The following is a 26488-nucleotide window of genomic DNA, read 5'->3' as shown; positions in this document are numbered from 1 at the left end:
CGTCTCGAAGCTCGCTGAACGCTCGCTTCGATCCACCCTCCCCGCTGCGCGCGCATACGCGCGCTTGGGGAGGGAGAAGAAAGATCAATCCCAATCCGGTGCGAAAGCCGGGTTCACCAGCCGCTGGTCCTTCGGCAGGCCGGCGATCACCTTGCGGTCGTCGTCGTCCAGCGTGACCTTCAGCGCATCGAGATTGGCCTGCTGGCTTTCCCTGCGCGAGGCTTTCGGGATGGCGGCGACGCCGTCCTGGTCGAGCAGCCATTTCAACGCGACCTGCGCGGCCGACATGCCATGCTTGGCGCCAATGGCCTTCATCGCGTCATTGTCGGCGAGACGGCCCTGCCCCAGCGGGCAATAGGCCACCAGCGGGATCGACTTCGATCGCAGATAGGTCAGCAGTTTCGACTGGCTCAGCAACGCGTGATACTCGACCTGATTGCAGGCGACGGGCGCGCCGATCTCCTCCACCGCCTGCTTCATCAACGCCACCGGGAAATTCGCCACGCCGAGCGCGCGGATGCGGCCTTCGTCCTTGAACTTCACCAGCGTCTCGAAGATCGCCGGCAGGTTCATGCCCTTCGACGGCCAGTGCACGAGATAGAGATCGATGACATCGAGGCCGAGCTTTTTCTGGCTGGCATCGAATGCGCGCTTGATGGCGTCGGGGCAAGATTCTCGTGCCAGACTTTCGTGGTCACATGCAGATCGCCGCGCGACAGGCCGGCGGCCTTGATACCGGCGCCGACTTCGGCCTCGTTGCCATACATCTCCGCGGTGTCGATATGGCGATAGCCGAGCTTGAGCGCCATTTCGACGCCGCTGACGCAGGCATCACCCGTGAGCTTGAACGTGCCGAGACCGAGCTGCGGCAGTTTGATGCCCTGCGTTTCCAGAACTTTCATGCAATCTCCTGAATCTCTTGACCGAACACGACCTGTCCCGAAAACCGGTATCCGCTTTTCAGGGTCATGCTCCGGGGCAACCCGCCACAAGACGGCGCTGACGCGATCTGATACGCTGCCCGCACCGATACAGGAACTCACATCCCGGGGAGATGTTCAAGGTGGAGAAAGCGCTTCGCGCATGGCTGGATTCGCACGGCCTGCTCGCCATCACGACTGCCGTGCTCGGCATCATCGTCACGATCGCACTCGTGCTCGTCCTTGGCGGTTTCTGGCTGGCGCGCTAGGCGTCCCGCTCAATATCCCCGCATCCGGTCCACCGTATCCTTCGGCTTCACGCCGGCATGCACCGCATCGGCGGTGGCGCGGATGGTGCCGCCGATCGCCGACAGGGTGACGTCGCAGGCATCATGCGGCGTCACCACGATCTTCGGGTGGCCCCAGAACATGTGATCGCCACGCAGTGGCTCCACATCGAAGACGTCGATTGCCGCGCCGGAGAGCTGGCCGCTGTCGAGCGCCGCGATCAGGTCCTGCTCCACCAGATGCGGCCCGCGACCGACATGGACGAGATAGGCCCCGCGGCGCAACAGGGCGAACAAGGCGGCATCGAGAATGCCTCGGGTTTCCGTGGTCAGCGGCAGCAGGTTCACCAGGATTTCGGTGTCGTCCAGCATGCGCCGCAGACCGTCCGCCCCTTGAAAGCCGGTCACGCCTGCGCTGGTCGGCTTCTCGGTGCGGCTCCACACTTTCACGGGAAAGCCGAGCATCGCGAGATCGGACGCGACGCGTGCACCGATGGCGCCGTAGCCGAGAATGCCGACGGGAACATCCGCAGCGCTGCGCTTCGGCAGGCGTTGCCACACCTTGAAGCGCTGCTGCTGCAGATAGGCGCCCATCTGGCGCTGGTGACCGATCGCATGCCAGACCACGAAGCCCGACATCATCTCGGCCTGCGCCGGCTCGACCACGCGCACGATGTCGATGCCATCGCGCATGCTCGGGCAATGCAGCAGGCTGTCGGCGCCGGCCGCGATCGAGCACGCAGCCCTCACATTCGGATAGTGATCGAAGGCGTCCTGCTGCGGATGCCAGCCGACGGCCATCTGGACGTCGGCGGCATCGCTGCCGTCGAGATGATCGATGAAAGTCACGTGGCCTTCGAGCCGCGTGATCTCACTGGACAGATAATCGCGCAGATCGAGCGTGGTGCTGAGAAGAACGCAGCGAAGAGGCGTCAATGGCATAAAATATCAGGCAGCCTGTGATGGCGAGTGCTGACCGGGGACGGCGCTGAGCAGCTCGCGGGTATAGGGATGTTCGGGCGACGCGAATAGCTGGGCGGTCGGCTTCAATTCGACGATGGTGCCACGCTGCATCACCGCGATGCGATCGCAGATCTGCGCCGCGACGCGCAAGTCGTGGGTGATGAACAGCATCGACAGACCCAGGCGGGCCTTGAGGTCTTCGAGCAGTTTCAGCACCTGCGCCTGCACCGACACGTCGAGCGCGGAGACCGCTTCGTCCGCGACGATGATTTCCGGGTCCATGGCAAGCGCGCGGGCAATGCCGAGACGCTGGCGCTGGCCACCGGAGAATTCATGCGGATAGCGATCGAGCGCGCCGGCATCGAGACCGACCATGCCGAGCAATTCGCGCGCGCGCGCCATTGCCTTTTTCGGATCGGTGCCGTGGGAGATCGGACCATCGGTGATGATCTGGCCCACCTTGCGGCGCGGATTGAGCGACGCGAACGGATCCTGGAAGATCATCTGGATGCGGTGGCGTTGCTGGCGCAGTGCCTTGCCTTCCAGCGCGGTGAGATCCATGTCGCCGATGCGGACGGTGCCGCGATCGGCCTTGATCAGGCGCATCACCAGACGCGCGACGGAGGACTTGCCCGAACCGGACTCGCCGACGAGGCCGACGGTCTCGCCCTTGAGGATCGAGAAGGTCACTTCATTGGCGGCCTGGACACGGCGATCCGGCTTGAACCAGCCTTGCGGCGTCACATAGGTCTTGTCGAGACCGACGACCTCGACGGCCTTGTTCATCTCGTCCAGCGGGGCACGTTCCGGCGGATCCATCGAGGGTACGGCGGCGAGCAGCGCCTTGGTGTAGTCGTGCTGCGGATTCTTGAACACCGCATCGATGGAGCCTTCCTCGACGATCTTGCCGTAACGAAGCACGACGACGCGATCGGCGATATCGGCGACCACGCCGAAATCGTGAGTGATGAACATCACCGCCATGTTGCGGCTGCGCTGCAGGTTGCGGATCAGCTTGAGAATCTGCGCCTGCGTGGTGACGTCGAGCGCCGTGGTCGGTTCGTCGGCAACCAACACCGAGGGCTCGAGCGCGAGCGCCATGGCGATCATGGCGCGCTGGCGCTGGCCGCCCGAGAGCTGGTGCGGATAGGCGCGAATGATGCGCTCGGGATCGGGCAGCCCGACCTCTTTCGCCAGATTGAGCGCCTTGGCACGGCGTTCCTTCGGCGTCAGCAGATCATGCGCCTCGAACATCTCCATCATCTGGTCACCGATGCGCATCAACGGATTGAGCGCCGTCATCGGTTCCTGGAACACCATGGCGATGCCGCGGCCGCGCACATCGCGCCACTGGTCTTCACTGAACTTCAGCAGATTCTTGCCTTCGAAAGAGATTTCGCCGGCTTCGGTCTTCACCGTGTCCGGCAGCAGGCCCATGAGCGCATGCGCGCACATGGACTTGCCGGAACCGGACTCGCCGACGACACAGACGATCTCGCCGGGATAAGATCGATGGATACGCCTTCGACCGCATAGGCACGCTCGCCGCTCGAGGGCAGCGCGATCTTGAGGTTCTTGATGGAAACCGCGGGCGCTTTGGTCATCAGCGGCTATCCTTTGCCAGGCGCGGATTGAGCGCGTCGTTGAGGCCTTCGCCGATCAGATTCATGGCGAGCACCGAGAGCAGGATGGCGATGCCGGGGAATACGGTGATCCACCAGGCCTGACGGATGACGGTGCGGCCGGCGCCGACCATGTAGCCCCACGACATCAGGTTGGGATCGCCGAGACCGAGGAACGACAGCGAGGATTCCAGTAGGATCGCATTGGCGACCATCAGCGAGGCCAGCACGATGACCGGCGACAACGCGTTCGGCAGGATCTCGCGCCAGATGATCCAGCTATTGCTCTGTCCCGTGACCACCGCGGCTTGCACATATTCGCGCGTGCGCAGCGACAGCACCTCACCGCGCACCAGCCGCGCGACGGGCGGCCATGACACGATGGCGATGGAGCCGACGATGGAATAGATCGACGGCTGCAGGATCGCGACCAGCACGATGGCGAGCGCGAAGCTCGGGATCGTCTGGAAGAATTCGGTGCCGCGCATCATGATGTCGTCAACCTTGCCGCCGAAATAACCGGCGATGGCACCGACGGGCACACCGATGGTCAGCGCCACCGTGGTGGAGACGAGCCCGACCAGCAGCGACACACGCGCGCCATAGATCAGGCCGGCGAACACGTCGCGGCCGAGCGCGTCGGTGCCCAGCGTCACCATCGGATTGGTGAAGGGGGCAGGAACGGCCGCTGCACCATGCGCCATGGCGAATTCGGGAACATCATCGGCCCAAACACGGCAATGAAAACGGCGACGGTGAGCAGGATCAGACCGATCACGCCGCCGGGATTGCGCAGCATCAATTTCCAGAACTTCTTCATTTGGCAAACTCGATGCGCGGATCGACCAGACGATAGACGAGGTCGGTAACGAGGTTGAAAATCAGCACCATGGCCGAGCAGACCACGAAGACGCCGAGCAGAAGGTTGTAATCGCGTTGCAGCAGCGCCTCATAGAGCAGACGGCCGATGCCAGGCCATGCAAACACCGTCTCGGTGAGCACGGCACCGCCAACCAGCGTGCCCGAATGCACGCCGGCCAGCGTCACCACCGGCAGCAGCGCGTTGCGCAGTACGTGGCGGCGCTGGATGATGTTGTCACGCAGGCCCTTGGCACGCGCGGTCTTGACGAAATCGAGCCGCTTCACTTCGAGCATCGAGGCGCGGGTCATGCGCGTATAGGTCGCCATGAAGAACAGGCCGATGGTCATCGCCGGCATGATCAGATGCAGCGCGACGTCCTTCACATGCGCCCATCCGGTGTAATTGGCGCCCACGGTCTCGTAACCGAAACTGGGCAGCCAGCCGAGATAGACGGAGAACAACAGGATCGACATCAGCGCGACCCAGAAGATCGGCGTCGCATAGAACAGGAGCGCCGAGACAGTGATGGCGGTATCCGCCCATGTCCCCGCAAATCTCGCGGCCAATGTGCCGAAGGTGATGCCGAGGATCAGCGATATGGCGAAAGCGGTCAGCGTCAGCAGCAGCGTCGCCGGCAATCGCTCGGCGATCAGCTGGACACGGGCGCCTGCTGGCGGAACGAAAAGCCGAGATCGAGCTGCACCACGCCCTTCACATAGGTGAAGAGCTGCTCCGGCAGCGGCCGGTCGAGCGAGAATTTTTCGCGGAGCTGCTGGACGAACATCGGATCCGACGCACCGGCCTCGCCGGCCATCACCGAGGCGGGATCGCCGGGCGCGAGGCGGATCAGAAAGAAGTTCATCACGACGATCGCAAGCAGGACGAACACGCCCTTCACGATCCTCTGGGAAACGAATGACAGCATCGCAGATCCACCGCAGTCAGGAGAGGAAGCAAAAGAAAACCCGTGACGATCATTGCGATCGTCACGGGCACTGGGCGGTTCTACTTACTTGTCGATCCAGGCATCGCGGAAGCCGTCATTGACGCCGATGCCGGTGGTGATGAGGTTCTTCACCTTGCAGTTCATGATGGTCGGGAACTGCAGTTCGAGCAGCCAGGCGACAGGCACGTCCTCGACCAGGATCTTCTGGACCTTGTCGTACAGCTCCTTGCGCTTCGAATCCGGCGTCGCCACCGCGCCTTCCGCGAACAGCTTGTCGACTTCGGGGTTCGAATAGCCTTCGAGATTGTTGAAGAGCTGCCCCTTCACGATCTGGCTGGAGATGTAGTTGCGGGCCACGCCGAGGGCGGGATCACCATACTGATAGAGATAGGTGAAGGAGATATCGAAATCCCACTCACTGTTCTTCTGGTTCGAGCCCGGCACGTCTGTAGCGATGGTCTCGATGTTGAAGCCGACATCGACGAGATTCTGCTTCACGGCTTCACCCCAGCGCGACCAGGTCTCGCCGTAAGGCAGCGGCATGATGCGAATCTTCTCGCCCTTGTAACCGGCTTCCTTCAGCAACGCCTTGGCCTTGGCCGGGTCGTAGGGATATTTCGGCACGTCATCGGTGTAGAACTTGATGGTCGAGGCCGACGGGCCGGTCGCCACCTTGCCGAGGCCGTTCCAGATCACGTCCTTGGCGAATTCGCGGTCCACCGCATACATGATTGCCTGACGGACCTTCTTGTTAGCGAGGATCGGGTTGCGGTTGTTCAACCACATCCAGGCGAGCGGCGAGAAGAACTCCCAGCCTTCGCCGGTGACGCAGGTGTTCGGCAGTTTGCTGACGCGCGGCACGTCGAAATTCTCGATCGAACCGCCGGGAAGCACATCGACCTTGCCTGTTTCATAGGCAACCGAGCGCGCGGCCGCATCGGGAATGACCTGCCAGTAGATACCGTCGATATAGGGCTTGCCCTTGACGTGATAGTTCGGGTTCTTCACCAGCTGGATGAACGAGCCCTTCTTCCATTCCTTCAGCATGAAGGGCCGGTGCCGATCGGCGTGTTGTTCGCCGGATTGGTCTTGATATCGGTGCCTTCATAGATGTGCTTCGGGATCATCGGCATCGAGCCGACTTCGAAGATGCCGATGAACGGGCCGAACGGCTGCTTCAGTGTGAAGACGACGGTGTGATCGTCGGGCGCCTCGACCTTTTCGAGCTGCACGAGATTGCCGCGCGCACGGGCGTGGGTGACCTTCAGCGTCTCGATGGAGAACAGCACGTCGGCGGCGGTGAACGGCTTGCCGTCGTGCCAGGTGACGCCCTGCTTGAGCTTGAAGGTGTATGTCTTTGCGTCTTCGCTGATGGTCCAGCTCTCGGCGAGGCCGGGCTGCGGCTCCAGCTTCTTGGTGTAGCGGAGCAGGCCTTCATAGATATTGCCCGAGACCATCTGTGTCGGACCGTTCTGGATCAGCGCGAGCATCAGGCCCGGCGGCTCGGGCTGGATCACGGCATTGATGGTGCCGCCGAGTTTGGGCTCCTGCGCCAGAGCGAATGTGCTTGCGCTGCTGAGCGCGAGCGCCAATACAAGCTTCTTCAACATATCTTTCCCCCTGGTGCCTGCTGGCACTTGCCTTAGATTCGTTGACGACGTTCGGTGCTGGTCGGATCAGTTCTTGTAGTCGGCGTCCGTCCTATCGAGCATGCGCTTGAACGCATCCCACTCGCTGTCCGGCTTGCCCTGCCCATGCACCTTCTCGTAACCGCGGTCATACTGGCCTGCCGTGTGCGCGGCAATAGCATGCGATGGGCGAATGACTTCTGCACCGGTTGCAAGGATCGCGAGCTGCGCGCGGCAGGAGCGCTCCATGTTGAACATCAACTTGAAAGCTTCGCCCACCGAACGACCGCAGGTGAGCAAACCGTGATTGCGCAGGATCAGCACCATCTTGTCGCCGAGATCGGCCACGAGACGCTCGCGCTCGGAGAGATCCAACGCGATGCCTTCGAAGTCATGATAGGCGATGCGATCGGTGAACTGCATCGACCATTGGTTCAGCGGCATCAGGCCTTCCTTGAGGCATGATACGGCGACACCAGCAACGGTGTGCGTATGGAGCACGCAATTGGCATCGTGGCGTACGGCATGGACGGCGCTGTGAATGGTGAAGCCGGCCGGATTGATGCCGAGGCCGAGCGGATCATCGACAACCTTGCCGTCGGTATCGACGGTGACGAGATTTGACGCGGTCACTTCCTCAAAGCGCATGCCATAGGGATTGATGAGGAAGCGGTCCTTCGTGCCGGGAACGCGAACGGAAATATGCGTGTAGATGCTGTCGTCGAGACCGTGGCGATGGATCAGGCGATAGGCAGCGGCGAGATTGACACGAACCTGCTTCGCGGCATCCAGCGTCGGCGTCAGATTGGCATGCATATTCACAGACGTATTTCCCACCGTTCTAATTTGACGAAAGCAAACACAAACGCATGGCAGGCGGCAAGATTAAACTGTCGACAATCGACGCTTAATTCTTGTACACGGCATGAAACGGGTTCGTTTCCCCATGCGTTTGATGTCCCCTCCAGTTGGCCTGACGGCACTTACCGACACCGATCTCGTCGGTCAGGTGGCGCGCGTGTTGACGCAAGCAATCGTCAACGGACAGCTCCTGCCGGGAGCGAAAGTCGTCGAGGCCGGGATTGCGCGCGAGCTTGGAATTAGCAGGGCGCCGGTGCGTGAGGCCGCGCGATTGCTCGAGCAGCAAGGGCTGCTCGTCTCGCATCCGCGCCGCGGCTTCTTCGTCCGCAAGCTCGAGGCCCGAGACATCGACGAGATCTACGATCTGCGGATTTGCGTCGAGTGTCACGCCGCGATCCTTGCGGCAAAGAACCTCACCCCCGCAAACCGCGCTGCGCTGCGAAAGCAGATCGACGTGCTGCACGAAACCGCCGATCTGGAAGACCACGCCCGCCAGGTCGAGGAAGATTACAAATTTCATCGCATGGTGATCGAGATCGCCGGCAATGATCGCCTGCTGAAAGTGTTCGACGATCTGTCGTCCGAGCTGCGCATGGTGATTGGCCTGATCGGCCGGCTCTACGACGACCCGCATCGCATCGCGCAGACACATGAGGCTTTGCTCGACGTGCTCGAACAAGGCCACCCCGACGTCATCGCCGCCCGCTTCGATTATCACATCGCTGCAGCCTGGCGCGAAGTCGGCAAGCTGGTTCGCGAAATCCCGCCATCAACGAATGGAGCTGCCACGTGAAAGCCGTCACTTCCGACAAGCACAGCGCGCATGATCCGCAATTCTATCTGGTGCGCGGCCAGATCCGCAAAACCACCGAACAGCCGGAGCGCGCCGTGCGCCTGCTCAAGGGCTGAATGACGGCAAGCACACGCTGGTGGCGCCGACCGAATTCGGCCAGGGCCCGCGCGCGCGCGTGCATTCGCCGGAATATCTGCGCTTCCTGGAGACCGCCTGGGAAGAATGGATCAAGCTGCCGGATTACGGCACCGAGATGATCCCGAACATCCATCCCAATCGCGTACCGGGCAGCTATCCCAGCCACATCGTCGGAAAGCTCGGCTGGCACACGGTGGACACATCGGCGCCGATCAGCCCCGGCACCTGGGCCGGCGCCTGCGCGGCGACGGACATCGCCGTGACGGCCGCGCAGATGGTGATGGATGGCGAGGACGCCGTCTATGCGCTGTGCCGCCCGCCCGGCCATCACGCCTATCGCGATCTCGCCGGCGGCTTCTGCTTCATGAACAATTCGGCCATCGCCGCCGAGCACCTGCGCACCAAGCATGAGCGCGTCGCCATCCTCGATGTGGACGTGCATCACGGCAACGGCACCCAGGGCATCTTCTATGCGCGCCCGGACGTGCTCACCGTCTCGATCCATGCCGACCCGACCGGTTACTATCCGTTCGTCTGGGGCTATGCGGACGAGAAAGGCGAAGGCAACGGCCTCGGCGCCAATCTCAATATCCCGCTCGCCATCGGCACTGGGGACGACGGCTTTATCGATGCGCTCGCTGTCGCGGAGAAAACGATCAAATCCTTCGCGCCTACCGCGCTCGTCCTCGCGCTCGGCCTCGATGCATCCGAGCATGATCCGCTTGCGGCATTGAAGGTCACCACCCCGGGCTTCAACCGCATCGGCGCGGCCGTTGCACGCATCGGCCTGCCCACTGTCATCGTTCAGGAAGGCGGATATCTGTCCGACATCCTGGGCGCCAATCTCACCTCCACGCTCGCGGGGTTTGAATCCGCGCGCTAACCCTTTCCATCGTCATTGCGAGCCCTGACGAATTGCCGCGCAATTCGTTTGGGCGAAGCAATCCAGAAGGCAACAGGCGAGGACTGGATTGCTTCGTCGCTTCGCTCCTCGCAATGACGGTGAAAACATCTCCAACACCAAGAAAACTCGAAGGATCAAACTCGAATGGCTACCAATGCAGAAATCTTCGCGCGCCGCGAAGCCGCGGTACCCCGCGGCATCGGCCACTCCACACCGATCTCGGCACAGCGAGCGCTGAATGCCGAAGTCTGGGACGTCGAAGGCAAGCGCTACGTCGATTTCGCCGGCGGCATTGCGGTGCTCAACACCGGTCATTGCCATCCGCACGTCATGGCGGCCGTGAAGGCGCAAATGGAGAACTTCACGCACACCTGCTTCCAGGTGCTGCTGTATGAATCCTATGTCACCCTCGCCGAGCGCCTCAACAAGCTGGTCCCGATCGACGGCGACACCAAGACCGCCTTCTTCACCACCGGCGCCGAGGCCACCGAAAACGCCATCAAGATGGCCCGCGCCGCCACCGGCCGTGCCGGCGTGATCGCCTTCACCGGCGGCTTCCATGGCCGCACCCACATGACCATGACCATGACGGGCAAGGTGTTCCCCTACAAGAAGGGCTTTGGCGGTGCGATGCCGGAAGTCTGGCACGTGCCCTTCCCGGCCGCCCAGCTCGACGTCACGGTTGAAGAGTCGCTGAAGTATTTGAACTTCCTGTTCAGGGCCGACATCGACCCGGCCCGCGTGGCCGCCATCATCATCGAGCCCGTGCAGGGCGAAGGCGGCTTCCACCAGGCCCCGCCGGAACTGATGCGCGCGCTGCGCAAGATCTGCGACGAGAACGGCATCGTGCTGATCGCCGACGAAGTGCAGACCGGCTACGGCCGCACCGGCAAGATGTTCGCGATGGAACATTACGATGTGAAGCCTGATCTCATCACGGTGGCGAAGAGCCTCGCCGGCGGCTTCCCGCTGTCGGGCGTGATCGGCAAGGCCAAGATCATGGACGCTGCCGATCCGGGCGGCCTCGGCGGCACCTATGCCGGCAACCCGCTGGCGATTGCTGCGGCCATGGCCGTGCTCGATGTGTTCGAGAAGGAGAAGCTGGTGGACCGCGCCAACCATATCGGCGAGCGCATCACCACGCGCCTGAAGAAGATGCAGCAGCGCAACGACCTCGTGCCGATCGACAGCATCCGCAATGTCGGCGCCATGATCGCCTTCGACATCGTCAAGGAGCGTGGCGGCGATGCAGCCGATGCCGAGATGACCAAGAAGGTGACGCAGAAGGCTGTCGAGGAAGGCCTCGTGCTGCTGTCCTGCGGTGTCAACTTCAACACCATCCGCGTGCTCGTCCCGCTCACCGCCCAGGACGAGATCCTGGACGAAGGCATGGAAAAGCTCGAACGCGCGCTGACTGCCTAAACAAAACGCGCCGGCCGTAGTGTCCCCTCTCCCCACCGGGGAGAGGGGCAGGGTGAGGGGGCGCCACACACTCCGTTGGAGTGTAGCCCCTCACCCGCCGCTACGCGGCGACCTCTCCCCGGAGGGGAGAGGTGAAACAACGACCCAGCATTTTTTCAGAAGGACTCCCCACATGGCTCTCGATCCCGCCCTTCGCGACAAGATCATCGCCGCCGTCGACAAGGGTTTTGACGCCCAGGTCAAATTCACCCAGGACATGGTTCGCCACGAATCCACCCGCGGCAACGAACACACCATGCAGGACTTCATGTTCCGCGCCATGAAGGAGCGCGGCTACAGCATGGAGCGCTTCAACATGGACAAGGAAGCGCTGAAGCGTCATCCCGGCGCCGGCGCCTGGGATGAACTGCATTCGCAGGCTCCGATCGTCGTCGGCACCCATCGTCCGCGCAACGAAACCGGCCGCTCGCTGATCATGCAGGGCCATGTGGACGTGGTGCCGGAAGGCCCGCTCGACATGTGGGCGACCCCGCCCTACGACCCCGTGATCCAGGGCGACTGGATGCAGGGCCGCGGCGCCGGCGACATGAAGGCGGGCTGCGCTTCCAACATCTTCGCCCTCGACGCGCTGAAGAGCATCGGCCTGCAGCCGGCAGCCACCGTGTATCTGCAGTCGGTGGTGGAAGAAGAATCCACCGGCGACGGCGCCCTGATGACGCATTTGCGCGGCTACAAGGCCGATGCAGTGGTCGTCTCCGAGCCTTCGCATGAGACCATCACCCGCGCCAATATCGGCGTGGTCTGGTTCCAGGTGGAAGTGCGCGGCGTGCCGGTTCACGTGCAGCGCATGGGTACCGGCGCCAATGCCATCGACGGCGCCTATCGCGTGGTCGGCGAGCTGCGCAAGCTGGAAGCCGAGTGGAACGCCACCAAGGGCGAGCACGAGCACTTCAAGCACATCGAGAAGCCGGTCAACCTCAACATCGGCAAGATCGCCGGTGGTGACTGGGCCTCGTCGGTCCCGGCCTGGTGCAAGATCGATTTCCGTATCTCGCTGCTGCCCGGCAAGACCGCCGAAGCCGCGAAGAAGGAAATCGTGGACCGCGTCGCCGCCTTCTCGCGCCAGGACCCGTTCCTGTCGAATATCCCGCCGACCGTCACCTTCAACGGTTTCCAGGCCGAAGGCTACGAGCTGAAGCCCGGCTCGGATGCCGAGAACACGCTGGCCGCTGCGCATGAAATCGTGTTCGGGCAGAAGCCGAAGCCGGAAACGTCGTTGGCCTATCTCGACAGCCGCGTTTATGCGCTGTTCGACAATATCCCGACACTGAACTACGGCTGCATTTCGCGCGGCGTCCATGGCTTCGACGAAGGCGTCAACCTGCCCTCGCTGAAGAAGACAACGACGGCGCTGGCGCTGTTCATCGCCGAATGGTGCGGCGTGGAAGAGGTGAAGGCGTAAACGTCTTTCACCTAAGTGAGACAAAAACCGGGGACCGGCAAGTACACCTTGCCGGTCCCTTTTTAGTTCATAATTACTGTTATTGACGACAAACCGCACAGTGATACCCTCCAGTGAGAGAGGCACTTGCCATGGATGCGCGCACTTACGAACTTGATTTCTTTGAATGGACGCAGCAGCAAGCTGCGGCGCTCCGATCCCGGCCTCTCGACGTCAATGCGCTCGATACCGAACGGCTGGCGGAAGAGATCGAAGATATGGGGCGGGAGCAGATCCGAAGGACATCGAGCTTCCTTGTCCAGATGCTCGTCCATCTTTTTAAGCTGCATCTCGATCCAAAAGCGCCATCGGTCCAACGGTGGTTCAAGGAGGTCTTGCGCTTTCAAGCCGATGCCGTGCTCTCACTCTCTCCCGGCATAAAGCAGCGCCTCGATCTGGATACGATTTGGCGGCTTGCGAAACGACGTACAACAGCCGAACTGGCTCGGCACAATATCGTCGTCAAGAACCTGCCAGACGTCTGTCCACTCTCGCTCGACGCTATGTTGGATGTAGACTTCGATACCGAGAAAGCATTGCAGACGATCGCAGCAGCGATAACGTAAGATAAGTTGAGCGCGGCGATCCATCTTACGAAATGCTACCGCTGCCAGGCACAAATCCCGCCCGTGCGGCACGGCCACGTCTGTATGCGCGTGTCCGCCGCATTCGCATCCAGCGGATTGCTGCGCGGGCGCGCGACGCGGGCACGCGCCGGGGGCTGCGGGCGTGTCGCGGTGGCGCGCGGCGGCTTTGCCACTGGAACGGCTTTCTGCGCGGCAGGCTTGTCAGCCACCGCGTCGATCTTGGCGTCGATCTTGGCATCGATCTCGTTCTTCGCATCGGCGCGCGCCGTGATCGGGTAGGCCTCGAATTGCGCGCCGGGCCCGAGCGGCTTCGGAGAAAGCAATGCCGCCCGAAGATCGAGCGTCAGGTAATCGCCGGGCTTGTAGCTGTTTGCGGCAACCGCATCTGCCTGCGCGGCCCCGCTGCCCAGCAAAGCAATGCCGGCTATCGCAGCAGCCAAATATCTCAACGTCATCTACGCCTCCTGAGGCCGCATGCCGGCTTCTGGAAATGACAATGCTTCCAATCTAAGGACGAATAACCGGGAAGCCAGCCCGTCCGTTCCCCGAAAACCGCTGCGGCGCAGGCATTTCCAACGGTAAGCCTAACCGTCCCCAGCGCAACCGCCGATTGATCTAGAGCAATGCGACCGGGCCCATCCGGGCTGATCCTGCCAGCAACACACAGCAGGAGATCGCGATGACAACCGCTCAACAATATCCTGTGGTCAGCTACCTGATCGATCAGTTCGGCGCCTGGGTTCAGCAGCGCCGCCAACTCAACGAACTTTCCGGGCTCGACCACGGCGAATTCACCCGCATGGCGCATGAACTGGGCCTCGCCCCCGGCGACCTCACGGACCTCGTACGCCGCGGCGTCGATGGCGCGGAAGAGTTGCCGCAGATGCTGCGCGCGCTCGGCTTCACGGAAGAGGCCATCACCAGGATTGCACCGCCGCAAATGATGGAAATGCGCCATGCCTGTGCCGGCTGCACCCATAAGCAGGCCTGCCACGTCGATCTGGCGGCGAAGACGGCCGCAGCGCACTATGAGGACTATTGCGCCAACGCCAACGAGCTCACGCTGATGCGGACAAAACGCGACCGCGCAGCAAATTATTCTCCGACCCTCGCCGAATTATTCAAAAGGCCGGCCTAGTAAGCCTAATCGGTTAGGTTAAGATTTGAACCAAGTTGCAGCAATGCGGCGCTAATATACCGTCGATCCCGTGTCGTGCAGCGCGGATGCGGAAGTCGCTTTCCCTTCCCGAATTTTAATGCCCGGCACGGGACCGCCGTTTTTACCTGCGTCGGCGGTCCCACCCCTCGGGGTGTTTCAAACAGAAATTCAAACATCGTTCGCATCGACCGCTCAGCAGGCATGTTGCAGTTGCGCGCGACGAGTCCACAGACATTGATCGCGCGATCGATCTTCACATCGACCACCAACCATCGCGTTGCAACAGAAGCTTTACTCACAAAGCAATGCGAACAACCCATCCGCATTGCACGATCGCGCGCGATCTTTCTTGACTCTCTCACAGCACTTGGCAGTCTGCTCTCATACAAAAAGCATCGGGCAACGACCCAGATGTATTCTAGGGAGAGATACCATGAACTCATTTCTGAGGCCGCTTGCGGCTGCCAGTGTGATTGTTGCTGGCGCCCTTGCTTCCACTACGCCAGTCTCGGCGCAGCAGCCGATCAAGATCGGCCTTCCCACATCGATCCAGCTACAGGTCGGCCGCGACACCCAGAACGCGGCGAAGATGGCCATCGAGGAAATCAATGCGAAGGGCGGATTGCTCGGCCGCAAGCTTGAGATCGTCGTCGCCGACGAGACCGAGAATCCCGAACAGGGCATCGCCGCCATCAAGAAGCTGACCGCCGACGAGAAAGTCGACGTGCTGATCGGCGGCTATACATCGGGCGTGACTCTGGCGCAGCTGCCGCATATCGCCAACGCCAAGACGATCTATCTCGGCGTCGGCGCCGCCTCTCCGGCCATCACCGCCAAGGTGAAAACGGATTACGAGAACTATAAATACATCTTCCGAGTGTCACCGATCCACGCCGGCCATCAGGCCCGCGCGCTGGTGGACTTCATCAACGGCAAGCTCAAAGGCGAGATGGGCCTGAAGAAGGTCGCCATTGTCGGCGAGAATGCCAAATGGGTGCAGGATCTGGTGCCGATCCTGAAGAAGGGCGCCATCGAAGGCGGCACCGAAATCCCACTGTCGGAATTCTTCGACACCTCGACCTCGGACTTTTCGCCGCTCTTCGCCAAGGTGAAGAATTCCGGTGCGCAGTATCTGATCGTGATCCTGTCGCATGCCTCAAGCGACATCTTCGTCAAGCAGTGGCATGACGCCCAGGTGCCGATCCCGATCGGCGGCATCGACGTGAAGAGCCAGGACGCCGACTTCTTCACCCGCGTCAGCGGCAAGGCGCTCGCCGAAACCGTCGGCTTGTTCGCCACCCGTGCCGAACTGACGCCGAAGACCATTCCGTTCTGGGATGAGTTCGTGAAGCGTTTTGGTACCGCCCCAGTCTATACCGGCGTTGGCACCTACGATGCGGTTCACGTCTATGCCGAGGCAGTGAAGCGCGCCAATTCGGTCGAACCGGCCGCCGTCATCAAGGAATTGGAAAAGACAGACTATGTCGGCATCGCCGGCAAGATCCAGTTCGACGAAGTGCACGACGTGAAACAGGGCCCCGGCCTGCAGAACCTGCTGTTCGCACAGTGGCAGAAGGATGGTGCTCGCGTCGTGGTCTGGCCGAAGGAATCGGCCAAGGGGCCAATGATCCCCCGCCGTGGATGAACTGACCTGTTGATCGCGGTCGGGTGATCACACCTGACCGCCCTGCCACCGCACGACCGGCGACTTCTCGCCGGTCGGAAAACGGAGGCGCAAACCCATAGAAGTTTGCCCTTCGCCGTCCGGTCCTCAACAGCGGGTTCTCATGCTCCAGATCTTGATTTACGGCGCCGTGTCGAGCGCCATCTATGCCATGCTGGCTGTCGGCTTCACGCTCATCTTTGGTGTCGCTCGCATCCTCAATCTCGCCCATGGCTCGTTCTATGCGCTCGGCGCCTATTCGGCCTATGTCTTCACGTCGCTGCTCGGCTTCCCACTGCTGATCGCAGCGCCACTTGCGGTGCTGCTGGTCGCGGGCTTCGGCGTGCTAATGGAACGTTTTCTGGTACGTCCACTGCGCGCCTCTCAACTCGCTGTGTTGATGATCACGCTGGCCGTGTCGCTCGCTGTCGAGCAGGCGCTGTTCATCACCTTCGGCTCCGAATATCGCAACGTCCCCTCCTTCGTCGCCGACAAGCTGACCATCGGCGGCGTCGACATCGGCGGACAGCGCCTGCTCGCACTGGTCATGGGCGTCCTCGTGCTGCTGCTGCTGTGGCTGTTCATCCAGCGCACCCGGCTGGGCGCGGCGATCCTCGCAGTGTCGCAGGATCCGGAAGCCGCGCAGTATATGGGCATCCCGACCAATCGCATCTTCTCCATCGTGATGGCGATCTCGGCCGGCACTGCCGCGCTGGCGGGCATTCTGGTGTCGCCCTTTCTCACCGTGCAGCCGACCATGGGCCTGCTGCCGATGGTGAAAGCCTTCGCCATCGTCATCGTCGGTGGGCTCGGCTCGATCCCGGGCAGCATCATCGCCTCGCTGATCCTCGGTTATTCCGAGACCATCGTTGCCTATCTCATCTCCACATCATGGACGGAGCTGGTGTCGCTGGTCGCCGTCGTGATCACCTTGATGATCCGGCCGGCAGGCATCCTCGGGCGACGGGCGGCATTCTGACATGAAGCGCATCGCCCCCATCGACATCATCGGCGGCATCATTATCGTCGCCATCCTCGCGGCCATCCCGGCCATCACCGGCAGCAACTATCTTACAGGCGTTCTGACGGTCTGCGTGATCTACGGCATCTGGGCCGCGAGCTGGGATTTCATGTCCGGCCTCACCGGCCGCGAGAATTTCGGTCACTCGCTGTTCATTGGCGCGGGCGCCTATACCGCGGGCTTCCTGTCATCTATCTGGGCCGCCAATCCGTGGTACAGCCTGCCGCTCGGCGTGGTCGTGGCCGTTGCCTTTGCCGTCCTGGTGGGCTTTCCCACCTTGCGTTTGCGTGGTCCCTATTTCGCGCTGGCGATGCTCTCCACCTCCGCAATCCTGCAGCGTCTGTGTTTGATCTTCTGGGAGCAGACTGGCGGCGAGGAAGGTATCTACGGCCTCGATCCTCTGATGAAGTCTGCGCTGCATTATTACTGGTTCGCGCTCGGCATTCTCGTCGTCTCCGTGATTGTGCTGACACTGCTGGCGCAATCGCATTGGGGCCTGCTGCTGCGTGCCATCCGCGGCGACGAAGCGACCTGCCAGGCCGCCGGCATCAATGTCACCTTCTACAAGATTGCGTCATTGATGATCTCGGCCGGCTTTGCCGGGCTTGGTGGCGCGCTTTATGCGCATTACCAGTTGCAGGTGTCCCCACCGCTGTTCTCCGTGGTCGTCTCCATCACCGTGATCATCATGGTCTATGTCGGCGGCATCGGCTCGATCTATGGCGCCGCAGTTGCCGCGATCCTACTGACGCTGCTCACCGAGATGCTGCGCGGCTTCGGCGAATACCGGCTCTGGATCTACACACTGACGCTGATGCTGATCCTGTTCTTCCTGCCCAACGGGCTGATCGCGCCGCTCTGGCGTCGGATGACGGAGCGCCTGCGATGAGCGACCTTCTCGAAGTGCAAGACTTACTTAAAGTAAGTGGCGTCACCAAACGCTTCGGTGGCCTCACTGCCGTCAAGAATGCCAGCTTCACCCTCAAAAAGGGGGACTTTACCGGCATTCTCGGCCCCAACGGCGCCGGCAAGACGACCTTGTTCAACATCCTCACCGGCTTCATGCCGCCGACATCGGGGACCATCCATTTCAACGGTGAGCTGGTGCGCGAGCTCGCCCCCTACAAGGTGGTCAATCGCGGCATGGCCCGCACCTTCCAGCTGACGCGCCCGTTCATCGGCATGAACCTGCTCGAAAACGTCCTGGTCGCCTGCATGTCGCCACGCGCCAGCATCGACAAGGACAAGGAGGAGCGCGCGCGCCACCTTCTTGCACAGGTCGGCCTCGGCGGTCGCGACAAGGAGCCGGTGGAGACCCTGCCTTACGGCGATCTCCGCCGCCTCGAAATCGCACGCGCCCTGGCGACGCGACCCGACCTTCTGCTGCTCGACGAACCCTTCGCCGGGCTCGGCAGCAGCGAGATCGAACAACTGGCGCAACTGATCCGCCGCCTGCATCGCGAGGAGAACCTCACCATCCTCCTAATCGAGCACAAGCTGCGTGAATTCATGGCGCTGGTGTCGCGCGTCATCGCCATGAATTTCGGTGAGATTATCGCCGTCGGACCGCCAGAGGAAATCGTGAAGAACGAAAAGGTCATCGAGGCCTATATCGGCAAGACGGAGGAAGCCCATGCCTCTGCTTGACGTGAAGGACCTCAAGGTCAGCTATGGCAAGGCGCTGGCGATCGAATCCGTCTCCATCACGGTGGAGAAAGGCGAGCTGATCGGCGTGCTCGGCCCGAACGGCGCCGGAAAGACCACGCTGCTCAAGGCCATCTCGCGCTCCATCGCCGCGCAGGGCACGCTGAATTTCAAGGATGCCTCACTGCATCCGATCGAACCCTATAACGTCGTCGCCAAGGGCATCTGCCACTGTCCGGAAGGGCGAAAACTGTTCTCCGAACTGTCGGTGCTGAAGAACCTGCAGCTCGGCGCCTATCTGCGCAAGAACAAGGCCGATATCGACAACGATCTGGAGCGCGTCTTCACCCTGTTTCCGGTTTTGCGCGAGCGGCAATGGCAGCAATCGAGCACACTATCCGGCGGCGAACAGCAGATGGTGGCCATCGGCCGCGCGCTGATGGGGCGCCCGGAGCTGCTGCTGCTGGATGAGCCGTCGGTCGGCATCGCCCCGCGCCTGAAAGGCCTGATCTTCGATGCCATCACGCAGATCCGGAAGGACGGCACGGCGATCCTGATCGTCGAACAGGACGCGACGTCGACACTGCGTATCGCGGACCGCGTCTATGTGCTCGAGCACGGCCGCACGGTTCGCGAAGGCACCGCGCAGGAAATCGCCAGCGACAAATACATCCAGCAGATTTATCTGGGGGTGTAAGGTCGTACCCGACCTCGTCGAACGCAACGCCACCTCTAGCGTCATTGCGAAGAGCCCTTGCGACGAAGCAATCCAGTCTTATTCGACGATCAAGACTGGATTGCCGCGTCGCTTCGCTCCTCGCAATGACGGAGGAGCCGGTGCGTAAATTCGCTTACGACTTCCGCGTATACAGATGGAAGCCGCCATAGATGCCCGAGCGATCCTGCGCGAGGCCCATGGCGCTGCGGGCATCGTCGCGCTGCCAGGTATCGCGGAGCGGTGCATGGACCTCGTCGTCGAGCGGCGATTCCACGCCGGCGGTGCGGAAGATGACACGGATATCGTCGCTGCCGGCGCGATCGATGGCATCCCACAGCGCGCGAATTTCATCCGGCGCCATCCAGTCCTGCGAATCCAGCAGCACGACCGCATCGATCTGGCGCGCCGGCAGGCTTTCGAGGAACACACGCAGATTGGCATGCACCGGCGTCACCAGGCCAGCCCGATCAACCGTGCCGGCGTAACGGCTCTGCTGCAGATAAAGCGGCAGGCAGGTGTCGCCGGGGCCGACATAGCTGCGGCTCAGCGCCTGCCAGGCGAAATAGTTGTTGGCGTTCGGGTGCACGTCGATCAGCGCCATCGTGCGCTGATACAACACTTCGTTGAGCGGCTGATCGCCGGCCAGCAATGTACGCTGCTGCGGTGGGATTCCTAGGCTGAACACCAGTGCCGGCGTCCGTGTCAGCAGCTTGGCGAACCAGGAGTGATACACGCTGTGCAGCTTCTCCAGCGCCTGTTTGCGCTTGGGCGAGCCTTTCTCGCATTTCAGCAGCGCATCGAGATCGACACCGGCGACTTTCGCGATCATGTGGCCGAAGCCGATGAAGCGACCGAGCGCACCGTGACGATAGAAGCCGTTGTTGAAATAGTTCGAGCGCGGACCGCCGAGGCCGAAGAAGGTGCGCTCATCCCAATAGCTGCGGGCGGCGTCATCGAGATAGGGACGCAGGCGCTCACGATAGAGCTGGGCGTTCGCCTTGGAATTGCCTTCGCCGAAGAAATTCCAGAAGTCCTGATAGTTCGGCAGCGCGCGCAGGCCGGCCAGCTTCAGCTTGAGCAGCGAAAGATGCGCCTCGTTCAAATCGACCGCATAGACATGCGCCGGCTTCGCCGCGAGATAGGACAGCGCGTTGCAGCCGCCGCTGGAAATGGTGACGATCGATGCGCCGGGCTTGAGCTGCATGGCAGCGAGATCGGCCTCGGGATCTTCCCAGATCTGGGTATAGACGAGACGGCGAAACCAGAAGGCAAACAGGGAATCCCACACCGTCGCTTCCTCGCGACCACGGCTGTTGCGGACGGCATCTGCGATCAGTTGCGTATTCATAGAGTTCCCTTGGAATGTCCCTGGCCGTGAATCGACAATCTGAAATTTTTATCAACCGCAGACTGCGGTTTTGCGACAGTCGTTCTCCGATCACCGGCTTTCTCGTCATAAAGCCACTGTCACATCGCCGTCGTGATGGAATGAAAAGGATGCGATTCAATCCGACATGCGACGAGGTGTACCGTGACGATTGTCTCCGAAGCCGAAGCAAGGCCCGACGCGACATGGCGTGCCGACGCCACCCACCGCATGAACCGGATGTATCGCTGGCAGCGCTTCATCTATGATGCCACGCGCCGCTACTACCTGCTCGGCCGAGACCAGCTGATCGCCGAGCTGAAGCCCGCACCAGGCGCCCATGTGCTGGAGATCGGCTGCGGTACCGGCCGCAATCTCATTCAGTCGGCCAAGCGGTATCCGTCCGCGCGCTTCTTCGGCATCGACGTCTCGACGGAAATGCTGACCACCGCCCTCGCCGCCATTAAGCGCCACCGCCTCGATAGCAGCATCCGTGTCGCACATGGCGATGCCACCGATTTCGATCCTGCCAAGATTTTCACCATCGACGCGCCCGATCACATCGTCATCTCCTATGCGCTGTCGATGATCCCGGACTGGAAAGGCGTGCTGAACGAAGCCGTCACGCGCCTGAAACCAGGCGGACAGCTGCATATCGTCGATTTCGGCAATCAGGAGCGCCTGCCCGCCAGCGCACGCCGCCTGTTGCTGCATTGGTTGACGCTGTTCGATGTCACGCCGCGCCGCGAGCTGCAGGACGCGCTGGTCACATTGGCCGAGCGCCATCAGGCACAGCTGACATTCAAGCGCCCGTTCCGCGGTTACGCGCAATCGGCCGTGCTGACGCTGAAGAAATAGCGAGCCGTAGGGCGGATGAGCCAAAGGCGTAATCCGCCGGCCGAGGCTGTGCGGCGAAGAACGGCGGATTACGCTTCGCTCATCCGCCCTACGCTTCCAATCGTTTCTGCTTCACCAGATTGCGATAGGCCTCGACGCCGCCGAACAGCGCCAGCGAGAGCACGAACGGGATCAGGTGATAGAACAGGCGGAACAGCAGCAGCACCGCGAGCAACTCCTCCGTATGCGCGCCGCCAAGCCCGATCAGGATCGTGGCATCGAATACGCCGATGCCGGCCGGCGCGTGACTTGCGAAGCCGAGCAGCGTCGCCGCGATAAACACCACGACCACCTGCGCCACGCCGACATTCATCGTCTCGGGGATCAGCACATACATCGACAGCGCGGCGGCGCCGAGATCGATCAGGCCGATGCCGATCTGCAGGAAGACATTGCGCCCGCTCGGCACCGGCACCGACCACTTGCCGCCGCCCAGCGTGCGCGTGCCGTTCCATGTCCAGAACACATAGCCGACGATACCGACGAGGATCGCGATGGCGAGGGCGCGGTTGATCTCCGGCGCGAGCTGATCGATCTGGCTGATTGCGTCGGGCGCGTAGAGCGTGCTCAGACCCAGCGCGGTGAGATTGCCGAGCCAGAATGTCAGCCCGGTCAGAAAGCAGATCCGCGCAACGCCGCCGGGGCCGATGCCATGCGGTGCATAGATCCGATAGCGCACCGCTGACGACACGAGCAGGACCGCGCCGGTTCCGTGCGCGATGGGATAGCTGGTGAAATTGGCCAGCGCCGCTACGCGATAGGGGAGATCATCGCGCCCGATCATCTTCAGCGCGAGCCAGTCATATAAGGTGAGGCTGCCATAGGAGATCGCCACCAGCCCGAGTGACAAGGCGACCGCCATGGGCTCCACCATGCGCATCGCCGCCAGCACCTTGTCGAGATCGACACCTTTCAGCGCCTTGCTCAATGCGAGGAAGGCGACAACCGCAATCGCCAGGCTGACGATGATGCCGAGCAGCCGGAGAGTGAGGCGGTGACGCATCACCTCGATGATATTTCCAAACACGGGTGGCACACCGCTCCACTTTTCTCTAGATAGGGGCACGATGTGATTCGGCCCGCAGTAAGCGCGCTTGTGTGACACGTCGATATGACAGCCGCGCAAAAGCAGCGCCCAGGCGTCACCAAACAAAAATCGGTGCACTCCAAATTCGGCCGTAAGGCTGTCGCAAGAGATTCATGCGAATTCCGTAACTGGAACCGCGTTCATTTTTCGTTTTTTGATTTTGTAAAGCAGGACACCATGTCGACCGAGACGGACTTTCAGCTCACCACCAATCAATGGGACACGTTGCGGGCGCTACGCCCCACCGATGCACCTGTCGGTCGGCTGAACCGCTATGTGCTCGACCAGCTGATCGAACTCGGCCTGGTGGCCATGACCGGCGACGTGCCTGCCCTGACCGCCACCGGCCGCGCCGTCGTGCTGCGCGGCTGCCCGCGACTGTGGGACCTGGCGGCCTGAGGCCGCCTCTGTCGAGAACGGCGGCTAGTCTTTCGCGATCTTGAGCGAAAAACGCAGATTGATCGGCTGCAACATCTCGGGCGGCGGCGCTTCGCCGATATTGCCGCGGGTCAGGACGGTGCGCAGATCGCTGTTGGCGCGCTCGTCATTCAGTGGTGCGGACGACACTTTCTCGACGCTGCCGTCCGGATTGAGCCAGGCTTTGACGATCAGCGAGTCCGGCGCGCCGTTGGCCGTTCCGCCGGTCTCTTTCAGCCAGCCGCGGAAACGGTTGGCGACCGCTTCATCGGCGCCGATCCATTCCTCGAAGCGATATTTTACCAGCTTTGCGAACTGCCCCCAGGCAGGCGGCGCAGCATCCGGACTGCGATAGTCGAGCCCTTGCGCAACGACCGGCGTCGCGGCAATCGTAATGAGACCAAGCGAAGCCAGCAGCGCACGTAGCCTGCCAGACTTCTGTGTTAAGTGGGACGATGCTTTCGACTGTGCCATCGCAACATGCTCCTCTAGTTCAGACAAACGATGCCTGCTGAAATGCTGGCAGCGCGATGGGCGCGCGATGCCGATCCGCTGATCTGCGGCCGGTCGTCTTCCTGCAGGCGAATATTGTTCGATGCCAGGAACGCCTTGGCACCTGCAGCACCCACGGCCAGCACGCGATTCACGTTGGTCTTGCGGCTGATGACGCCTTCGACCAGACCGCGTGAATCCAGCACAGGGGCGCCACTGGCGCCGTAGGTCACGGGAGAGGTGATGGCGATATGACCGGCCTCGTCACCGCCGGCGGTCTTCCCCACCGATGCGTTCGCAAGCATTCCGCCGCGGGTCACCGTGGTCGGCAGATTTGTGTAGTCAGCCGCAAAGACCATATCGTTCACCGCCGAAGTGACGTTGCGGGGGAACACGGCTGCAAGACCGCGTGTCTTTGGCGTGTGCAAGAGCGCGAGATCATATGGCGTCGAGACGGCGACCAGCTTCGCTGTCATGCTCCGCCCCTCCTTGTGCACGACGATGCGACTGCAGCTCTGCACGACGTGACGCGCTGTCAGGATGTGTCCGCGATCGTCGACGAAAAAGCCGGTACCCGCGCGTTCACCTCGTTCAGCCGGCGGCAGGTCAGCTCGGGTCAGCGGTTTTGGTGGAACCAGCGCCGGAATATCCGTACGCGTCGGCAGCAGGAATTGCGCCGCTGCCGGCGTCGCCGCGGAGATGGAGATCGCCACAGCTGTCAGCGCGCACACGGACCGCCACTGGTAGAGCTTTGGCAAACCCGCGCAGATCTGATCGTTCGATGGCGCTAGACAGATCGTCGAGATCACGGAAGACATAATGGGACTAGCGCCGCGGATTGCCGTTAAAGGTCGGCTGCGGCGGGCGGAATGGCACGATGGAACGCCCGAAATTCTGGCCGTATTGCTGCTGCACCGCCGGAATGTTGACGATGCCGAGCTTGGTGTCGGACGAGCGCGCATCGAGCGGCGGGAGGTTCAGGCTGGGATTGACCTTGTCCACATCGCGCTTCAGCGTCTCGTTGAGGCAGCCATAGCTGCGCGCGCCACCAGCCTCGACATCGACGCAACGCTGGTGCTGTTGCTGGCGCGAAGGCACGGCCGCGCCGCCAGATCCGCCGATGATCAGTTCGGGCTTCGGCGGCGCATCATGCGGCGTCACCGAGATCGGTGGCAGATCCCGTGCCAGGGCCGATGGTATGGCAACGATCATCATCACGCCGACAAGCCGGACAAACATGATGCATCACTTTCCGGGAATTTTGGGACTGTAGACCTGAATGGCGACCTGAGCGAGGCGATTGTTCAAAGCGTTGAAATCGACACGGCCACCGCCGCCCAAAGTCAGGCATCGCTTGCGGCAGCTGGCCATCGCCAATGCGCTGCCGCCGGGCCGAAAGCCGAAGGTCGCGACGGGCACGGTGCCGCTGACCGGATAGCCCATGGCCACCAGTCGCGCGCGCGCCTTGATGCAATAATCGACGGACAGTTGCGAGAAGCGGGTTTCACCATGACCGGCGCGATACTTCATCAGCGCCGTGCACAGATCGCCCCCGGCCCTGCTCCAGGCCTGCGAGAGATACAGCACGCCGTATTTGATGTTGATCTCGGGTGCTGCGAATTCTTCCATCGATCCGGTATAGCCGAGCATGCGCGCTGTCGGCGGCATCACTTGCATCAGGCCGATCTCGCCATCGGCGCCAATCCGGGTCGGCACATAGCCACTTTCCACACCCATCACAGCTTCGGCCACATCGGCCGGCAAATTGGTGTGGCGCACTTCGCGTTCGATCAGAGCCCGATAGAGCGCGCGCGGGTTTGCAGCGCGGATCGGGGATGGGGTCATCGGTGATGCCGGCGGCGCATCCGCTTTGGCGCGCTCCGCCGGCTTGCTGCCTTCGGCAGAGACTTGCGGAGCCTCGGCAACGACCGAGGCCACGCGGATCTTGTCGCCGGGCTCGGCGCTCGCCACTGATGCCCAGACGGCCAGCAAACCGGCAGTGCATGACAGCGCAACGCGCGCATGACGCGCGTTACGGCAATCACGGGATGCTGCACGGCTTGCATTTATCACGACGGACCTATCAGGCAACCTTGGCTTCGGCAGGCACCTCATCCGGCGCCGCCGGAGCGACTGCGGCCGGGGTCTGCGCCGTGACCTTCTGCAGTTCTTCGCGCAGATAGGGCACCAGTGCCTGAACCAGATGATCCCAGATCTCGACCTGCGCGCGCACATAATTGGGCGCGACGCCGCCGATCACGGAGACGTCCATGGTCATGGCGAGGAAGCCCGGCACCAGCTGCAGCCGGCCGAAGCGACGCAGCGCGTTCCAACGATTGACGATATCGAGCGGAAGCTCGCCTTCGACATTCAGCCAGGCGCTGAAGGTGAAGTCGACAAAGCTCTTGTCATCGGCGGCGAGCCGGTTACCGGGGCGGACATCGAAGGCAAAGCCAGCGGTCGACGAGCGCAGCAGCGAGACATTGGCTGCCGCATCCGAGACGAGCTCAACGCGGTAGCCCGAGCCCTGCATGATGTCGCGCAGCGATTCCAGCGTCAGGCTGGCGAGATTGGTATCGGACATACTGAT

General features: G+C 62.0%; 23 protein-coding genes and 6 pseudogenes. 14 read left to right on the top strand and 15 right to left on the bottom strand.

All coding sequences use genetic code 11. From position 1 onward, the window contains the following. Positions 1 to 84: 84 nt before the first annotated feature. Positions 85 to 902, bottom strand: a pseudogene (locus RPMA_RS06215) (aldo/keto reductase). A 161-nt stretch (positions 903 to 1063) separates the two neighbouring features. Between RPMA_RS06215 and RPMA_RS28225 the strand changes: the two are divergent. Next, complete coding sequence (locus RPMA_RS28225) at positions 1064 to 1189, top strand: hypothetical protein (RefSeq protein ID WP_256438206.1); 126 nt, start codon at positions 1064 to 1066, stop codon at positions 1187 to 1189. Between the two features lie 9 nt (positions 1190 to 1198). Here RPMA_RS28225 and RPMA_RS06210 read toward each other — a convergent pair whose 3' ends face one another. The 6 genes and pseudogenes from RPMA_RS06210 to RPMA_RS06185 form a co-directional block, all read right to left on the bottom strand. Continuing rightward, positions 1199 to 2149, bottom strand: coding sequence for a 2-hydroxyacid dehydrogenase (locus tag RPMA_RS06210; protein ID WP_211912005.1), 951 nt, complete (start codon positions 2147 to 2149; stop codon positions 1199 to 1201). Between the two features lie 6 nt (positions 2150 to 2155). Further along, positions 2156 to 3774 (bottom strand): annotated as a pseudogene (locus tag RPMA_RS06205) (ABC transporter ATP-binding protein). Then, a pseudogene (locus tag RPMA_RS06200) lies at positions 3774 to 4612 on the bottom strand (ABC transporter permease). Before RPMA_RS06200 ends, RPMA_RS06205 begins: the two co-directional pseudogenes overlap by 1 nt. Next, positions 4609 to 5579 (bottom strand): annotated as a pseudogene (locus RPMA_RS06195) (ABC transporter permease). The pseudogenes RPMA_RS06200 and RPMA_RS06195 overlap by 4 nt, the downstream one beginning before the upstream one ends. Positions 5580 to 5663: 84 nt before the next feature. Next, a pseudogene (locus RPMA_RS06190) lies at positions 5664 to 7210 on the bottom strand (ABC transporter substrate-binding protein). A gap of 66 nt (positions 7211 to 7276) precedes the next feature. Further along, positions 7277 to 8044 (bottom strand): class II aldolase/adducin family protein, encoded by a 768-nt coding sequence (locus RPMA_RS06185; RefSeq protein WP_211913473.1) that lies wholly within the window; start codon positions 8042 to 8044, stop codon positions 7277 to 7279. 139 nt (positions 8045 to 8183) lie between these two features. On the opposite strand from RPMA_RS06185, the gene RPMA_RS06180 reads away from it, so the two are divergent. From RPMA_RS06180 to RPMA_RS06160, 5 genes and pseudogenes are all read left to right on the top strand, one after another. Next, positions 8184 to 8882: a GntR family transcriptional regulator gene (locus RPMA_RS06180; protein WP_249225571.1), complete on the top strand. Its 699-nt coding sequence runs from the start codon at positions 8184 to 8186 to the stop codon at positions 8880 to 8882. Next, a pseudogene (locus RPMA_RS06175) lies at positions 8879 to 9903 on the top strand (histone deacetylase family protein). The gene RPMA_RS06180 and the pseudogene RPMA_RS06175 overlap by 4 nt, the downstream one beginning before the upstream one ends. 165 nt (positions 9904 to 10068) lie before the next feature. Beyond that, positions 10069 to 11346: a 4-aminobutyrate--2-oxoglutarate transaminase gene (gabT, locus tag RPMA_RS06170; protein WP_211912003.1), complete on the top strand. Its 1278-nt coding sequence runs from the start codon at positions 10069 to 10071 to the stop codon at positions 11344 to 11346. A 172-nt stretch (positions 11347 to 11518) separates the two neighbouring features. Next, complete coding sequence (locus RPMA_RS06165; protein WP_211912002.1) at positions 11519 to 12808, top strand: ArgE/DapE family deacylase; 1290 nt, start codon at positions 11519 to 11521, stop codon at positions 12806 to 12808. Positions 12809 to 12939: 131 nt separating this feature from the next. Then, the gene (locus RPMA_RS06160) at positions 12940 to 13413 is read left to right on the top strand and encodes a DUF29 domain-containing protein (protein WP_211912001.1); all 474 of its coding nucleotides are present in this window, start codon (positions 12940 to 12942) and stop codon (positions 13411 to 13413) included. 35 nt (positions 13414 to 13448) lie between these two features. Here the strand turns inward: RPMA_RS06160 and RPMA_RS06155 are convergent, their stop codons facing one another. Continuing rightward, on the bottom strand, positions 13449 to 13889 hold the full coding sequence (locus RPMA_RS06155) for a hypothetical protein (protein ID WP_211912000.1): 441 nt from the start codon (positions 13887 to 13889) through the stop codon (positions 13449 to 13451). A 224-nt stretch (positions 13890 to 14113) separates the two neighbouring features. Between RPMA_RS06155 and RPMA_RS06150 the strand changes: the two genes are divergently transcribed. The 6 genes from RPMA_RS06150 to RPMA_RS06125 all read left to right on the top strand — a co-directional run bounded on the left by RPMA_RS06150 (position 14114) and on the right by RPMA_RS06125 (position 19618). Beyond that, positions 14114 to 14572: a DUF6455 family protein gene (locus RPMA_RS06150; RefSeq protein WP_211911999.1), complete on the top strand. Its 459-nt coding sequence runs from the start codon at positions 14114 to 14116 to the stop codon at positions 14570 to 14572. Between the two features lie 454 nt (positions 14573 to 15026). Beyond that, positions 15027 to 16238 (top strand): ABC transporter substrate-binding protein, encoded by a 1212-nt coding sequence (locus RPMA_RS06145; protein ID WP_249225570.1) that lies wholly within the window; start codon positions 15027 to 15029, stop codon positions 16236 to 16238. A gap of 142 nt (positions 16239 to 16380) precedes the next feature. Further along, positions 16381 to 17235 carry a branched-chain amino acid ABC transporter permease gene (locus tag RPMA_RS06140; RefSeq protein ID WP_211911998.1) on the top strand — a complete coding sequence of 285 codons (855 nt, stop codon included), beginning with the start codon at positions 16381 to 16383 and terminating at the stop codon, positions 17233 to 17235. Between the two features lies 1 nt (position 17236). Further along, complete coding sequence (locus tag RPMA_RS06135; protein WP_211911997.1) at positions 17237 to 18166, top strand: branched-chain amino acid ABC transporter permease; 930 nt, start codon at positions 17237 to 17239, stop codon at positions 18164 to 18166. After that, positions 18163 to 18924 carry an ABC transporter ATP-binding protein gene (locus RPMA_RS06130; RefSeq protein WP_249225569.1) on the top strand — a complete coding sequence of 254 codons (762 nt, stop codon included), beginning with the start codon at positions 18163 to 18165 and terminating at the stop codon, positions 18922 to 18924. Before RPMA_RS06135 ends, RPMA_RS06130 begins: the two co-directional genes overlap by 4 nt. Further along, positions 18911 to 19618: an ABC transporter ATP-binding protein gene (locus RPMA_RS06125; protein WP_211911996.1), complete on the top strand. Its 708-nt coding sequence runs from the start codon at positions 18911 to 18913 to the stop codon at positions 19616 to 19618. Before RPMA_RS06130 ends, RPMA_RS06125 begins: the two co-directional genes overlap by 14 nt. A gap of 154 nt (positions 19619 to 19772) precedes the next feature. Here RPMA_RS06125 and RPMA_RS06120 read toward each other — a convergent pair whose 3' ends face one another. Next, complete coding sequence (locus tag RPMA_RS06120; protein ID WP_211911995.1) at positions 19773 to 20987, bottom strand: DUF3419 family protein; 1215 nt, start codon at positions 20985 to 20987, stop codon at positions 19773 to 19775. Positions 20988 to 21170: 183 nt separating this feature from the next. Here RPMA_RS06120 and RPMA_RS06115 point away from each other — a divergent pair, with 183 nt between their 5' ends. Continuing rightward, positions 21171 to 21863: a class I SAM-dependent methyltransferase gene (locus tag RPMA_RS06115; protein ID WP_408056508.1), complete on the top strand. Its 693-nt coding sequence runs from the start codon at positions 21171 to 21173 to the stop codon at positions 21861 to 21863. An 88-nt stretch (positions 21864 to 21951) separates the two neighbouring features. Here RPMA_RS06115 and RPMA_RS06110 read toward each other — a convergent pair whose 3' ends face one another. Then, positions 21952 to 22929 (bottom strand): putative bifunctional lysylphosphatidylglycerol flippase/synthetase, encoded by a 978-nt coding sequence (locus RPMA_RS06110; protein WP_249225568.1) that lies wholly within the window; start codon positions 22927 to 22929, stop codon positions 21952 to 21954. 237 nt (positions 22930 to 23166) lie between these two features. Between RPMA_RS06110 and RPMA_RS06105 the strand changes: the two genes are divergently transcribed. Continuing rightward, positions 23167 to 23388 (top strand): hypothetical protein, encoded by a 222-nt coding sequence (locus RPMA_RS06105; protein ID WP_211911994.1) that lies wholly within the window; start codon positions 23167 to 23169, stop codon positions 23386 to 23388. 24 nt (positions 23389 to 23412) lie between these two features. Here the strand turns inward: RPMA_RS06105 and RPMA_RS06100 are convergent, their stop codons facing one another. The 5 genes from RPMA_RS06100 to RPMA_RS06080 form a co-directional block, all read right to left on the bottom strand. Next, the gene (locus RPMA_RS06100; RefSeq protein ID WP_249225567.1) at positions 23413 to 23880 is read right to left on the bottom strand and encodes a hypothetical protein; all 468 of its coding nucleotides are present in this window, start codon (positions 23878 to 23880) and stop codon (positions 23413 to 23415) included. A gap of 14 nt (positions 23881 to 23894) precedes the next feature. Continuing rightward, on the bottom strand, positions 23895 to 24629 hold the full coding sequence (locus RPMA_RS06095) for a S1 family peptidase (RefSeq protein ID WP_249225566.1): 735 nt from the start codon (positions 24627 to 24629) through the stop codon (positions 23895 to 23897). Between the two features lie 94 nt (positions 24630 to 24723). Further along, positions 24724 to 25137 (bottom strand): hypothetical protein, encoded by a 414-nt coding sequence (locus RPMA_RS06090; RefSeq protein WP_211911992.1) that lies wholly within the window; start codon positions 25135 to 25137, stop codon positions 24724 to 24726. Positions 25138 to 25143: 6 nt separating this feature from the next. Beyond that, complete coding sequence (locus RPMA_RS06085; protein WP_249225565.1) at positions 25144 to 25890, bottom strand: lytic transglycosylase domain-containing protein; 747 nt, start codon at positions 25888 to 25890, stop codon at positions 25144 to 25146. Between the two features lie 91 nt (positions 25891 to 25981). Beyond that, complete coding sequence (locus RPMA_RS06080; RefSeq protein WP_211911991.1) at positions 25982 to 26482, bottom strand: YbjN domain-containing protein; 501 nt, start codon at positions 26480 to 26482, stop codon at positions 25982 to 25984. Positions 26483 to 26488 lie beyond the last annotated feature (6 nt).

Source organism: Tardiphaga alba (genome assembly GCF_018279705.1).
GTDB classification, from domain to species: Bacteria; Pseudomonadota; Alphaproteobacteria; order Rhizobiales; family Xanthobacteraceae; genus Tardiphaga; species Tardiphaga alba.
The sequence above is the reverse complement of the archived record's forward strand: the minus strand, read 5'-3'. Positions and strand labels throughout refer to the sequence as shown.